This is a genomic window from Persicimonas caeni (assembly GCF_006517175.1).
In the GTDB taxonomy this organism is placed as follows: Bacteria; Myxococcota_A; Bradymonadia; order Bradymonadales; family Bradymonadaceae; genus Persicimonas; species Persicimonas caeni.
Window position 1 is genome coordinate 6,257,454 of sequence record NZ_CP041186.1, and the last position, 12,544, is coordinate 6,269,997.

Annotated in this window: 13 protein-coding genes; 7 read left to right on the top strand and 6 right to left on the bottom strand. The window is 65.3% G+C overall.

Annotated features, from left to right (window positions below; all coding sequences use genetic code 11):
• Positions 1-222 precede the first annotated feature (222 nt).
• From FIV42_RS23185 to tesB, 4 genes are all read left to right on the top strand, one after another.
• The gene (locus FIV42_RS23185) at positions 223-561 is read left to right on the top strand and encodes a hypothetical protein (RefSeq protein WP_141199993.1); all 339 of its coding nucleotides are present in this window, start codon (positions 223-225) and stop codon (positions 559-561) included.
• Positions 537-1,430, top strand: a complete 894-nt coding sequence (locus tag FIV42_RS23190; protein WP_141199994.1) for a hypothetical protein — start codon at positions 537-539, stop codon at positions 1,428-1,430. Before FIV42_RS23185 ends, FIV42_RS23190 begins: the two co-directional genes overlap by 25 nt.
• Positions 1,427-1,657, top strand: coding sequence for a hypothetical protein (locus FIV42_RS23195; protein ID WP_141199995.1), 231 nt, complete (start codon positions 1,427-1,429; stop codon positions 1,655-1,657). The genes FIV42_RS23190 and FIV42_RS23195 overlap by 4 nt, the downstream gene beginning before the upstream one ends.
• 110 nt (positions 1,658-1,767) lie before the next feature.
• Positions 1,768-2,631 (top strand): acyl-CoA thioesterase II, encoded by an 864-nt coding sequence (gene tesB / locus FIV42_RS23200; protein ID WP_141199996.1) that lies wholly within the window; start codon positions 1,768-1,770, stop codon positions 2,629-2,631.
• Positions 2,632-2,638: 7 nt separating this feature from the next.
• On the opposite strand, the gene FIV42_RS23205 is transcribed toward tesB, so the two are convergent.
• Both FIV42_RS23205 and FIV42_RS23210 read right to left on the bottom strand, forming a co-directional pair.
• A complete protein-coding gene (locus FIV42_RS23205; RefSeq protein WP_141199997.1) occupies positions 2,639-3,154 on the bottom strand; it encodes a hypothetical protein in 516 nt (171 codons plus the stop codon).
• 1,251 nt (positions 3,155-4,405) lie between these two features.
• Positions 4,406-5,491, bottom strand: a complete 1,086-nt coding sequence (locus tag FIV42_RS23210) for a calcium/sodium antiporter (protein WP_141199998.1) — start codon at positions 5,489-5,491, stop codon at positions 4,406-4,408.
• 226 nt (positions 5,492-5,717) lie between these two features.
• Between FIV42_RS23210 and FIV42_RS23215 the strand changes: the two genes are divergently transcribed.
• A complete protein-coding gene (locus tag FIV42_RS23215) occupies positions 5,718-6,896 on the top strand; it encodes a CbrC family protein (RefSeq protein WP_141199999.1) in 1,179 nt (392 codons plus the stop codon).
• Positions 6,897-6,932: 36 nt separating this feature from the next.
• On the opposite strand, the gene FIV42_RS23220 is transcribed toward FIV42_RS23215, so the two are convergent.
• Positions 6,933-8,366 (bottom strand): dihydrolipoyl dehydrogenase, encoded by a 1,434-nt coding sequence (locus FIV42_RS23220; RefSeq protein WP_141200000.1) that lies wholly within the window; start codon positions 8,364-8,366, stop codon positions 6,933-6,935.
• Positions 8,367-8,474: 108 nt separating this feature from the next.
• The gene (locus FIV42_RS23225; RefSeq protein ID WP_141200001.1) at positions 8,475-9,413 is read right to left on the bottom strand and encodes a metallophosphoesterase; all 939 of its coding nucleotides are present in this window, start codon (positions 9,411-9,413) and stop codon (positions 8,475-8,477) included.
• 71 nt (positions 9,414-9,484) lie between these two features.
• Between FIV42_RS23225 and udk the strand changes: the two genes are divergently transcribed.
• Positions 9,485-10,126 (top strand): uridine kinase, encoded by a 642-nt coding sequence (gene udk, locus FIV42_RS23230; RefSeq protein ID WP_141200002.1) that lies wholly within the window; start codon positions 9,485-9,487, stop codon positions 10,124-10,126.
• Between the two features lie 131 nt (positions 10,127-10,257).
• Here udk and FIV42_RS23235 read toward each other — a convergent pair whose 3' ends face one another.
• Together FIV42_RS23235 and FIV42_RS23240 are read right to left on the bottom strand one after the other, a co-directional pair.
• Positions 10,258-11,004: a DUF3891 family protein gene (locus FIV42_RS23235; protein WP_141200003.1), complete on the bottom strand. Its 747-nt coding sequence runs from the start codon at positions 11,002-11,004 to the stop codon at positions 10,258-10,260.
• Positions 11,005-11,018: 14 nt separating this feature from the next.
• A complete protein-coding gene (locus FIV42_RS23240) occupies positions 11,019-11,735 on the bottom strand; it encodes an NAD(P)H-binding protein (RefSeq protein ID WP_222615299.1) in 717 nt (238 codons plus the stop codon).
• Positions 11,736-11,950: 215 nt separating this feature from the next.
• On the opposite strand from FIV42_RS23240, the gene FIV42_RS23245 reads away from it, so the two are divergent.
• Positions 11,951-12,538, top strand: coding sequence for a methyltransferase domain-containing protein (locus tag FIV42_RS23245; RefSeq protein ID WP_168210883.1), 588 nt, complete (start codon positions 11,951-11,953; stop codon positions 12,536-12,538).
• Positions 12,539-12,544 lie beyond the last annotated feature (6 nt).

Below are 12,544 nucleotides of genomic sequence, written 5' to 3' on the forward strand. Positions count from 1 at the left end.
TTTTTGCGGGGATCGGTTCTTGTGAGATGGGCGGTGGACGCAGCAGTTCGTACATGTCTCAAGCTATAGTGGCGTTGTGGCGAGGCGACGGCGTGGCGGTGCAGGGAAGGTGGAGAATCTGTGCAGTTTTTGTGCGGGGCGTCGGGTCTCGCGGTCCCTTCCTTGATCGCGCTCGCGCCGCTAGAGTGCGCGCGGCGACACACACTCACCCCGTTGGAGACTATGGGTTCGGGAACAGGCGACATCGCGCGTGACCTGGCGAGGTCACTTCAATACATCAAGCGTGCCGAGGGGATCGCCTTGGTCGACGGGGCGGGGTTGTGGCTGTTGTCGCGGCCGAAGCCATCGCGCGAGTGGTCTCCGAAGCTCGCCGAGGCGTTGGCTCGCGAGGAGCTTGCCTCGCGGCGAGAGCTGGCGAACCTCGTCGGTGCGCGTGAGGTGAAGAGGGTCACACCCGGGTGGTTGGGGCGCTTGTCGTATCATCTGGGTCGTCTGGACCCCGAGCGCGCCAGCTCACCCACCTCTTCCTGCAGTGGATGGCGGTCGACGAGCGAGAGTTGACGCGGCGCAAGCTCCACCACGAGGCGCTGGACGGTTTGCGCAGCGGGTCGTTGGAGGAGGCGGCGCTGGGTCTGACCGCGGCTTGGGAGCAGGCGCACGTGGCCGCGCCCATCGAGCCGGCGCACGAAGGGCTCGATATCGAGGCGCTCGGCGCGCTCTACTTGGCCTTCCCCGAGCTCCCAGTCACGCCGGACGTACGCCGCAGCAAGGATGCCCTCGAGGGCATCCTTGGCTTTCTGCGCGCGAGTTCTTCGCCGACGTGCTCGCCGGCAAGCCCTTGGCCGAGCGCGCCGAGAATCGCGCCTGGATGCAGCGGGCGAGCGGCTTCGACGTGCAGCGCTGGGCCGACGGCTTCGATCGGCGATCGACACGGGGCCAAGGCGGTCGTCGATCGCGTCGTCTCCGAATTTGCCGAGGCGTGTGGGCTCGAGCTCGACGACCATGTCAAGCCAGAGGTGCTCCACGACAGCTTTTGGTACGACGACGGTAACGAGGCGTGGCTCGTCGACGAGGAGTCCTACGAGTTCGAGACGATGCACGAGTCGGCGATGACGCGGCGTCTGCTCGAAGCCGTCGAGGCGGAGGACTTCGCCGCGGTCGAGGGCATCGCGCGATGGACCAAACCGATGCTCTCCACTACGACCTCAGCCCGTGGTTGCACGCGACTTTCCTGTTCGCCGTCGTCGAGCCGGCGTCGATTCCGTACAGGGAGCGCGAGGAGCATCTTCGCAGGCTTCATGACGGCGATTGGTGGCGCGAGCAGGCGCGTTGGGTTGCCGGACTGCTTCGCGCCGGTGAGTTCGAAGACTACCTCGCCGATCTGGCGCGAACGGGCTACGCCGACCGACTCACCGCGGCGACTCCGTTGATCATCGTCGGTCTGGAGTACGGAGACGACGATGCCAAGAAGGTCGCGCAGATGTACGTCGAGGCGATCTGCACAGTGGTGCCCGAGCAACTGCCGCGAGTGTTGGAGGCCGCGTGTCTCTACCTGCATCCAGAGTTGTCGAGTGAGCTGGTGTCCACGTACGCGAGTAGCCTGCCCGAGCAGCTAGATGGCCAACCGGCCCTGTCGGCCGTGTTGGCGCGAGGCTGAGATGTTCGAGGCGGCCAAAAGCGGTTGCCAGGCACCTGCTGCGGGCCTACCTTGCCGGTCCGTTCAATGCCGGTCCGTTCGATGCCGGTCCCACAAAATGGATGACCACCATGACTGATGTACTCACGCAACTCGTCGACCTTTTGTCTCTCGAGCCGATCGAGAAGAACCTGTTCCGCGGCCAGTCGCAGGATTTGGGGTGGGGGCAGGTCTTCGGCGGGCAGGTGCTCGGCCAGTCGTTGTCGGCGGCTGCGCAGACGGTGCCCGAGAACCGGCACGTGCACTCGTTTCACGGCTACTTCTTGCTGCCGGGCGACGTCAGTCGGCCGATTGTCTACGACGTCGACCGGGCGCGTGACGGCGGGAGCTTTACGACGCGGCGGGTGAGCGCGATCCAGAACGGCGAGAAGATCTTTACGATGGCGGCGTCGTTTCAAGTCGAGGAGGAGGGCTTCGAGCATCAAGAGGAGATGCCCGAGGTTCCCGGGCCCGAGGGGTTGCCCTCGCAGACCGAGCTGGCCCGCAGGATCGCCGACCAGATTCCGTCGCCGCTTCGGGAGCGGTTTACCGCCGCGTCGCCTATCGAGACGCGGCCCATCGACCCGATCAACCCGTTCGACCCGGACGCGCGTCCGCCCGAGAGCGCGGTGTGGTATCGCGCCGCCGGAGACCTCCCCGACGACCCGTCGGTCCACCAATATCTGCTGGCCTATGCGTCCGACTTCAACTTTTTGGCGACGTCGATGTACCCGCACGCGGTCTCGTGGCTGACGCCGGGCATGCAGGTGGCGAGCCTCGACCACGCCATGTGGTTCCACCGTCCGTTTCGCATGGACGATTGGGTGCTGCACGTGGTCGAGAGCCCGTCGGCGACCGGCGGGCGAGGCTTGGTGCGCGGCCGTATCTACGACCGCGAGGGCAACCTCGTCGCCTCGACCGCCCAGGAAGGCTTGATTCGCAAGCGAAGCAAGTAGTTAGTAGTTAGACCGGCAGGACCTTGCCGGCCGCCTTGCGCACCCCGGCGTTGACCAGCCCGTAGGTGGCGTGGCCGGCGAATTGGCGCGCGTGGGCCTGCCAGGGCAGGGCGCCGGGGCCTTTGTGCACGCCGACGGCCGGTTTGAGGATCTCCTCGACGAGCACGAAGGTCGCCACGCCGAACAACGCGCCGCGCAGCAGGCTGTCGCCGGCGCCGAGCCGGCGCCTCGCCATGGCGATGGCCACGCCGTTGCCCACGCCCAAGCCCCACTTGACGCCTTTGACGGCGCGTTTTCGGTCCTTGCGCGACAGGCGCTTGCCCATCTTCTTACTCACCTTGTCGACGAGGACCTCTTCGGCGGGCTTCTTCTCGGCGAAGGCCTCCTCGATCTTCGAGCCCGTCTTCTGGCTCGAGGCGAGCATCGTCGTCACCTTCTTCATCGCCCAGGTTGCCACTGCACCGGCTACCAAGCCGGTCGCCAGCTTGAGTCCTTTGTCGCGCGCGTCTCCGATTTTGGACATGGTCATCTCCTCAATGAAGTTGTGTGTTCGTTGCACTGGGCAAACCTAACCACGTCGCGTAGGTGCGAAGGGGGGGCGATGGCCTTGCAGGGGAGTCACGCCCTCTATTTGGGGCGCGCTGGACTACGCGCGATAAGGACATGAGGGCTGCGAGTTGTGGCGGCACGGTAATTGAGGAGAGGGAATTGGAGGCCACGGCAACCCGAACGCCCAACAAGGCAGCCCCTAAGTCCTTAACGCCCGCAGTTCAGGGCGCCCTATGTAGCGGGCGCTACTGCCCTGCAAGGCCACCACGTAGCGCGATTGTGAAGGGGGTTCGATGGCGTCGAAGAGTGGCGATGGCCTTGCAGGGGGAGTCACGCCATCTATTTGGGGCGCGCTGGACTACGCGCGATAAGGACATGGGGGCTGCGAGTTGTGGCGGCACGGCAATTGAGGACAGGGAATTGGAGGCCACGGCAACCCGAACGCCCAACAAGGCAGCCCCTAAGTCCTTAACGCCCGCAGTTCAGGGCGCCCTATGTAGCGGGCGCTACTGCCCTGCAAGGCCACCACGTAGCGCGATTGTGAAGGGGTTCGATGGCGTCGAAGAGTGGCGATGGCCTTGCAGGGGAGTCACGCCATCTATTTGGGGCGCGCTGGACTACGCGCGATAAGGACATGGGGGCTGCGAGTTGTGGCGGCACGGTAATTGAGGAGAGGGAATTGGAGGCCCCGGCAACCCGAACGCCCAACAAGGCAACCCCTAAGTCCTTAACGCCCGCAGTTCAGCGCGCCCTATGTAGCGGGCGCTACTGCCCTGCAAGGCCACCACGTAGCGCGATTGTGAAGGGGGTTCGATGGCGTCGAAGAGTGGCGATGGCCTTGCAGGGGAGTCACGCCATCTATTTGGGGCGCGCTGGACTACGCGCGATAAGGACATGGGGGCTGCGAGTTGTGGCGGCACGGTAATTGAGGACAGGGAGATGCAGGCCACGGCAACCCGAACGCCCAACAAGGCAGCCCCTAAGTCCTTAACGCCCGCAGTTCAGGGCGCCCTATGTAGCGGGCGCTACTGCCCTGCAAGGCCACCGTCGAAGTCCACGAGGGCAAGATGCCCGCGCACCGATGGCGAGGGCAAGATGCCCGCGCACCGAGGACGAGGGCAAGATGCCCGCGCACCGATGGCGAGGGCAAGATGCCCGCGCACCGATGGCGAGGGCAAGATGCCCGCGCACCGAGGACGAGGGCAAGGTGCCCGCGCACCGATGCTCAATCCCCCGACTTGCGCAGACTGCGCACCAGGATGACCGCCAGGGTGATCACCGTGATGGGCACCAAGAAGCCCATCACGGCGAGGCTGAAGAAGTCGAGCGCTGCGTGCTCGGTGGCGGCGAGCACCAGGTAGGTGGTGTAGGCGACGTAGTAGGCCACAAACACCGCGCCCTCCCACCGGTCGATGACGTGCCCGCTGAAGAAGACCGGCAAGCAGGCCAGCGAGGCGACGAGCACCAGCGGGAGGTCGAAGGCCAAGACGCCCGGGCTGACCGCGATGGGGTCGGGTGAGAAGATGGTGGTGAGCGCGAGCACCGACAGCAGGTTGAACAGGTTGCTGCCCACCACGTTGCCCACCGCGATGTCGCGCTCGCCGCGAAGGCTGGCCATCACCGAGGTCGCCAACTCGGGCAGCGACGTGCCGGCGGCGACGATCGTCAGCGAGATGACCAGGTCGCTGACCTCGAAGAGTTTGGCGAGGCCCACCGCGGTGCCCACGAACCATTGCGAGCCGAGCACCAGGAGGGCGAGGCCGACGATGACGAGCCCGACCTCCAGGGCGATGGCGGCGGCGCCGGGCTTGGGCTCGCGGCCGAATTCCTCCTCGTACTCTTGCTCGACGGGCGCGCTGGTCTTGCGGCTCTGGCGGATGGTGTAGAGGGTGTAGAACCCGAACGACCCGAACAAGACGATGCCCTCCCAGGCAGCCAACTGCCCGTCGAGGGCCATCAGGAGCACCACGACGGTGGCCCCGATCATCAGCGGGACTTCTTTTCGTACCAACTGCTGGGCGACGACCAGGGGGGCGAAGAGGGCCGAGAGGCCCAGGATCATCAAGATGTTGAAGAGGTTGCTGCCCAGGACGTTGCCCAGGGCGATGTCACCGCGGCCGCCGACGGCGCCCTGGAGGCTGACGGCGAGCTCGGGGGCGCTGGTGCCGAAGGCGACCACGGTCAGGCCCACCACGAGCGCCGAGACGCCGAAGCGCTGGGCGAGCGACGAGGCGCCGCGCACCAGCAGGTCGGCCCCGCCGACGAGAAACACCAACCCCACAACGCCGCGAATGAGGCTCCAGGTATCCATTGCACTTCCCAAATTTCGATAAGCAGTGTGCTGAATAGGTTCGTCGTGAATCTACGTCACGAGCGCAAAATGTCGACCTCATGAAGCTATCTGGGGCGCTACCACGTTGGCCGAGCGATGCCATGTGCCCAATCGTGTCCACTTTGTGAATGTTGTGTCGCGGCGAATGGTGTAGCGTGCCGTGCTGGTCAACTTACTGTGAGCGCCTTTCGAACTGGAGCCTGTTATGCAGCGTCCCTCGGGCCACGAAGTCCATGTGCCATTGGCGGTGGTTCGCAAATTAATCAGTGACTTGATCCATACGGGCGATCTGAGGCTTCGAGCCCGTCGGGATACCGTCGAGCACCTCCACGCCCGTCAGACGCTTGGTGAGGACCTGCGCGATTGGATTCAAGCGCGCATCGACGTCAACGAGCGCAGCGCGCAGAAAGAGGCGGTCGCCGAGATGGTGGATTGGTTGCTCGAGCGCCCGGAGCTCGACGACCTCTTCATGGCCGACGTCGACCTGTATTGGATGCTTCGCCGGCGGGTGTGGGATATTCGCGACGAACTCGCCGCCGGTGGCGCCGACCAGACGTTCGCCACAGTCGGGGAGGCCGATTCATCACACGCCGGCGAGCAGACCGTGGTCTATACGTCTCCGGTCACCCAGAAGAAGCCTCAGGCCTCGCGGTTCAAGTTCTTGGGCATTGACTTCCCGCTCTTCGGGGCGTCGGTGGACGAGGCCTCGTCGTATGTCGGCTCGGGCTTTTGCTGCGTGCGCCAAGAGAAGGTCGAGCACGCCTTCGAGCTGGGCATCAGCGACTACCTGTGCGTGAGCTGCGACGCATGCGGTCGGGACAACTTTTTGGACGCCTCCGATCGGGCTTCCCAGCCGTGCCGGGAGTGTGGCGTGGAGATCGCGTTCCCTCCGTTCCCCGACGAGACCCCCTGCATCGGCTACGAGGCGCTGCGCGCGGGCGGCGCCGCGCTGACCAAGGACACCGAGTTCGGCATGATCACCTGGGAGAACGCCGAAAACGGCGTCACTCACGGAGTCCCCTGGATTGATCCCGACAGGGTCGAGGACGTCGATATCGTCGAGCTCGAGGAAGGCTGGCACGCCGCGCGCCTCGACCCCGACGATATGTGGGAGCTGTTGCGCACCCCTTCGTTCGTGAGCTGGCAGGGCGAGTTCTGGCTCTTCTCGGGCGGACACCCGATGGTCTACGTGGGCGCTTGGACCCGCGTCGAATTCTGCATGCATGCCGAAGATGGCAAGGGCGAGGCGCTGTTCAACGAGGTCGTCGAAGACCTGCCCGAGCGCGACCTGTGGCCCGAGCTCGAACCCGACGGGTCGGTGGCCGCGTACGTGTTCCGCTGCCCCGAGACGGGACGACTGCGCGCGAGCTGGGACATGCCGTAGCGCGCAGTCGTCGTCGAGTCGAGGGACTGCAGGCGGTCAGGCGCCGGGGCCTTCGCCGCGGTCCTGCGGGCCGCACTGGCCGGAGACGCGGAGTTCCTTGGCCAGGTTGCGAATGGCGGTGCGGATTCCCTCCTCGAAGACGGGGTGATAGACCGGCTTTTCGAGAAGCTCGGGGACGGTGAGTCCCTCTTGGATCGCCCAGGCGAGCAGGTGGGAGGTGTGCTCGACGCGCGGGCCGAACATCTCGGCGGCGATGAGCCGGCAGTTGGACTTGCGCCCGTACAGCCGCACCAATCCGCAGTTGGCGCCCATCACACGAGCGCGGCCCTGGTTGTCGTAGGAGACCTCGCCGATGGCGATCTCGTCGGGGTCGAGGTCGATGTAGCGCTCTCCCACAATGGCCATCTGGGGCTCGGTAAACGCAATCTCGAGGCTCGTCTTGCGCACGGTTGCCTGCACGTCGGGGAATTGCGCGGCGTTCGCCCCGGCGATGCGTCCCTCGTCGGAGGCCTCGTGCAGGATGGGGCGGTGGCCGCTGACGTCGCCGGCCACGAAGATCGAGGTGTCGCCACACTGCAGCGTGCGCGGGTCGGAGATGGGCAGGCCGCGATGGTCCAGGGGGATCCCCGCCTTCTCGAGGTCGAGGGCCTCGACGTTGGGGCGCCGGCCGGCGGCGCTCATCACGTGCTGGAAGACGCGTTCGTGGTCTTCGCCGTTCAGGTCCGTCCACTGAATCCGGTAGCCCCCGTCGACCTTCTCGACGCCGGTGGCGTCGGATTTGAGGTGCAGCGTGAGCTGCTTGCCGAAGACCTTATGGGCCTTGGCGACGATCTTGGGATCGCTGAAGCGACCCAGCTCGTCGAACGGGTTGAAGAACTCGATTTGCACGCCCAGGCGCGTCAGTGCTTGGCCGATCTCGAGGCCGATGATGCCCGTGCCGAAGATCGCCATCGACTCGGGCAGATCCTCCCACTCGAAGACGTCATCGTTGACGAGCACGTCGTCGCGAATGGCGTCGAGCTGCGGCGGGATCCAGGGCCGCGAGCCGGTGGCGATGACCACCGATTTGGCTTCCACGCGGGTGTGGTCGCCGACCTGCAGCGACTTGGGCCCGACGAAGCGCGCTTCGCCGCGCAGGCGTTTCTCCTCCGGGATCGACTCGGTCGAGTCGACCACGAATCCCACGAAGCGGTCGCGCTCGCTGCGCACCCGCTCCATGACCGCGCGCCCGTCGACGTTCCAGTTCTCGACGTTGACGCCGAACTCACGCGCATGGGCGACGTTGTGAGCGGCCTCGGCGGCCGCGATGAGTAGTTTCGATGGCATGCACCCGACCCGGGCGCAGGTGGTTCCGTAGGGGCCCGATTCGATGAGCACCCAACTCGCGCCGGCCTTCTCGGCTTCCCTGCGAGCGTTCAGGCCGGCTGTACCGGCACCGATGATGGCCACGTCGACGCGTTTTGTCTTCATACACTACCTCTTTGGTTCCAATAGTTGTGACTCGGCGGTTAGACGTTAAGCACACGCCAGAGGTTTCACAAACGTTCTCTGCACGGTCTCTGCGGCGATTGGCGCTGCTCATTTGGGTCGAACTTCGATCAGCGTGACCTCGGGCGGGCAGTTGAACCGAATGGGCGGCAGTCCGTGCGCGCGCTCGGCGCCGACGCCGGAGGTGACGTTGAGGTGGGTGCCGTCGACGAGCGTGTGGCCAAACGCCCAATCGCGCGGCACCCGGCTGAGGGTCAGCGGCGGGCCATACAGCGGCACGCGCACCTGGCCGCCGTGGGTGTGGCCCGCGAGCGCCAGGTCGACCGGCTCGCCGCGAATGTTGAGGATATAGTCGGGGGCGTGGCCGATGACGATGTCCAGGGCCGCGTCGGGAGAGCCTGCGTCGAGCCAGCTTCTCGCTTGTTCCCGGGAGAGCGTGCGCGACATGCCCCCGGTGAGCCCGAGGATGCGCACCGTGCCGGCCTCCGTGGCGACCGTGATCGCCTCGTCGTGCAAGGTGGTGGTCCGGGCGCGGCGGTCGAACTCTCTCCAGTCGGCCACGGTCAGGTCGCGGTCGACGTCTCCCTCGACGTTGAAGGTTCCGTAGGTCGGCTCGAGCGTGGCGAAGAGCCCGGCGACTTTGTCGAGTTCAGCGGCGGTCGGCGGCTGCAGCACGTCGCCGGTGTGCACGACGAGGTCTGGCTCGAGCTCGGCGACTCGAGCGAAGACCTCTCGCTCGTACTCGCCAATCGTCGGCGTCTGGATATCCGACAGATGCACGATGCGAAGCGGGCGGGTGATCGCGTCGCTGGTGATCTCGACGCGTCGCACTTGCAGCATGTACGGCTCGATGTGGCTGGACCACACGTAGGTGCAAAGCAGCAGAATCCCGACACAAATCGCCGCGGTGTGGTTCCAAGTCCACCGACGTCGGGCCACAGCCGAGCCCACCCCAACGACCACCAACAGGAGGGGGCCGACGACCATCAGGCTGTAGTACAGATATTTGAGTGCCTCGAACGTTGACATCGTGGGTCGGTTCGGGTGAAGTTCGCTCGACGAAAGGCGAAAATGGTTGTACGCCAGCGACGGAATCAAGCATGCAGGTCGATCTTCAGGACTCCCTCGAACCCCCCGTCATCGTCGGCATCGCCGGCGGCACCGGATCGGGCAAGACTACACTAGCCCGACGCATTCAGGAGGGCGTTGGCGACAACAGCACTCTGTTGCAGCACGACTGGTATTATCACGACCAGAGCAACGTGCCGATGGAGGAGCGCGCCAAGGTCAACTTCGACCATCCGGAGAGTCTGGACAACGACTTGCTGGTGACCCACCTGACCAAGCTCAAGGCCGGCGAAGCGGTCGAAGTTCCGCAGTACGATTTTACGCGCCACACGCGTCTCGAGGAGACCGTGCGCGTCGAACCCACCCCAGTGGTGGTCGTCGAGGGGATTTTACTCTTCGCGGTGCCCGAACTGCGTGAGCGCTTCGACATCAAGCTGTACGTCGACACCGACTCCGACATCCGCGCGTTTCGCAGGATAAGACGAGATATCCGCGAGCGCGGCCGTGACTTCGAGTCGATCCGCGCGCAGTACTACAAGACGGTGCGCCCGATGCACCTCGAGTTCGTCGAGCCGTCGAAGCGCTGGGCCGATCTGATCATCCCCGAGGGGGGCAACAACTTCATCGCCCTCGACGTCATCATCGAGCGTCTCAAGCGCTTCTTAGAGCTCTAATCTTCTTTCCTGCAATCCTCCTCCCCCCGGCTTCGCCGAAGGGGAGGTGCCTCGCGTAGTCTGCGAGGCGGAGGGGCCCGGTCAGCAAGCAAGGGATTACAAACTCCAACCCGCGAGGCGGAGGGGCCCGGTCAGCTAGCAAGGGACTGCAATCTCACCCCCCGCCGGCCCACTTCGGCCTCTCGCCACGCACGTTCCATCTCTTCTGCGTTCTCAGCGCGCCCTTCGAGCACCCGCACATACAGCCCACAGTCCAGCTCCGGCTCTGCAAAGGGCCACGGATCGACCGTCAGCGTCGCGTCGCTCTCCCAGCGCAACTTCAATTCAGTGCCGTCGGGCGCCGTCGACCACTTGTCGGGGTCGGTCAGCCACCGTGGGATCGAGTCTGTTTGAGTGCGCGGGCCGGTCAAACAGAGGTGCAGCGAGAAGATGTCGAAGAATTTGACCCACCGCAGCGCTTCGTCGGACGCGTCGAGGCGCCAGTCGGCGATGAGTCCCTCCAGGCGCTCGCGCCTGGCTCTCTCGGGCCCGACCAAGGTGTCGACGTCGCGTGTGCCCGAGAAGGTCGTGTAGTGGCGGCTGACCAGGTGCGCGATCCACGGGTGGACCTCTTCGAGGGCGTCGAGTCCGTGTCGGTACAGCGCGATCTTCTCCTCCATCGGGTAGGTGATGAAGTCGTGCGGCAAGCCGCGATCGTCGTTGAATAGCGGCTGCGCGTCGGCCTCACGCCACGGGTTGTCGTGCACGCCGATGGCCTGGACGAGCAGCGGGTCGAGCCGGGTGGGCTTCCAGGCGCCGGCGAGGAGGCCGGAGAGGACCGCGTGGTGTTCCTGGGTGATGCACTCGAAGGTCGAATCGGACGTCGGGCGGATGAGCATGGGTGCGGGCTCGTTCAGTCTCGGTGGCGGAGATCGTAGGCGTCTACGACTGTGTTGGCCGCGTCGGGCGACAGGGCCAGGGCGACGAGGTGCTCGGCGAGTTCGGTGTTGGTCATCGAGGCATAGCGGTCGCGAAGCTTCTTGGCCCCCAGTGCCCCAAGCGCCTCGAGCACCGCGTCGCCCACCGCGGCAGCCACGCGCTCGCCGGGGCGCGACTCGCCGCGGCCGGGCCCGGAGATGAACGCCGGTCGCACCACCGTGTACGGCAGCTGGCTTTCGACCACACTGCGCTCGGCCATCCAGCGCGCTTTCATGTACGAGGTGGTCGCGTTCGGGCCGACGCCGATGGCCGAGATGTAGACGAAGCGCGGCTGGATCTCGGCCTGCTGGCAGGCGTGAACCAACAGCTCGGTCAGCTTGAAGTCGACGGCGTGGTAGGTGTTGTTGTTCGGGTTGTCGGCGGCTTGCTTGCGGGCGCGAGTGGTGCCGATGAGGCAGAAAACGATGTCCGGCTGTAACTCGGACATGCATTCGCACATCTCATTTTCATCCCACGGGGTCGTGTCGACCTGGGCGCCGTAGCTCTCGAAGCGCGGCGTGTACTCGTCGAGCCTCGAGGAGTTCGGACGAATATGAGCGATGGTGTCGACCCCGGATTGGGCGAGCAGGCGCACCACCTCGCGGCCGGTGTAGCCGGTGGCTCCTGCGACGAATGCGGTGGGTTTCGTCACGGTACTGCTCCGTTCTGCGTCAACTGACATGTGCAAGTCACCTTGCACCTCATAACAAATTATAGCAACGATGAGCCACGATCGTACTCGTGGCAAGGCTGCGTGCTTGCTGCGGCGTGCTTGCTGCGGCGAGGGGTGGCGCTATGATCGCGTCCCGCATCGCTGGTCTGACTCGAACACTGGTCTGGTCTGACTCGAACACCGAAGAGAGATATATGTCTTGGCAAGAAGCTTGGGAAGAGAAGCGCACCCCCTGGGATGCAGGCGCCTCGGCGCCGTCGCTGTGTGAACTGGTCGATTGCGACGACTTGCCCGAGGGGCGCGCGTTGGTGCCCGGGGCGGGCTCGGGCTACGACGTGCTCACGCTGGCCGGCCCGAAGCGAAAGGCCATCGGCCTCGACCTCGCCCCCGGAGCCAAGCAACGCTTCGAGGCGCTGCGCGAGCAAGAGGGTGTGCCCGCCGAGCAGGCCGAGATGGTCGTGGGCAACTTCTTCGACTGGCAGCCCGACGAACTCTTCGACGTCATCTGGGACTACACGTTTTTGTGTGCTATCGAGCCCGAGATGCGCCAGCGTTGGGCCGAAAGGGTCGACGAGTTGTTGAAACCCGACGGCGAGCTCGTCACGCTCATCTTTCCCATCGTCGACAAAGACCCCAACGAGGGGCCGCCCTACGCGCTCAGCCCCGAGCTTGTGCGCGAGCTTGTCACCCCTCGCTTCGAACCTATCTATCTCGAGCCGGTCGAGCACAGCCACCCGGGCCGCGAAGGCAAGGAGTGGCTCGGTCGCTGGCGACGGGCTTGATTGCAG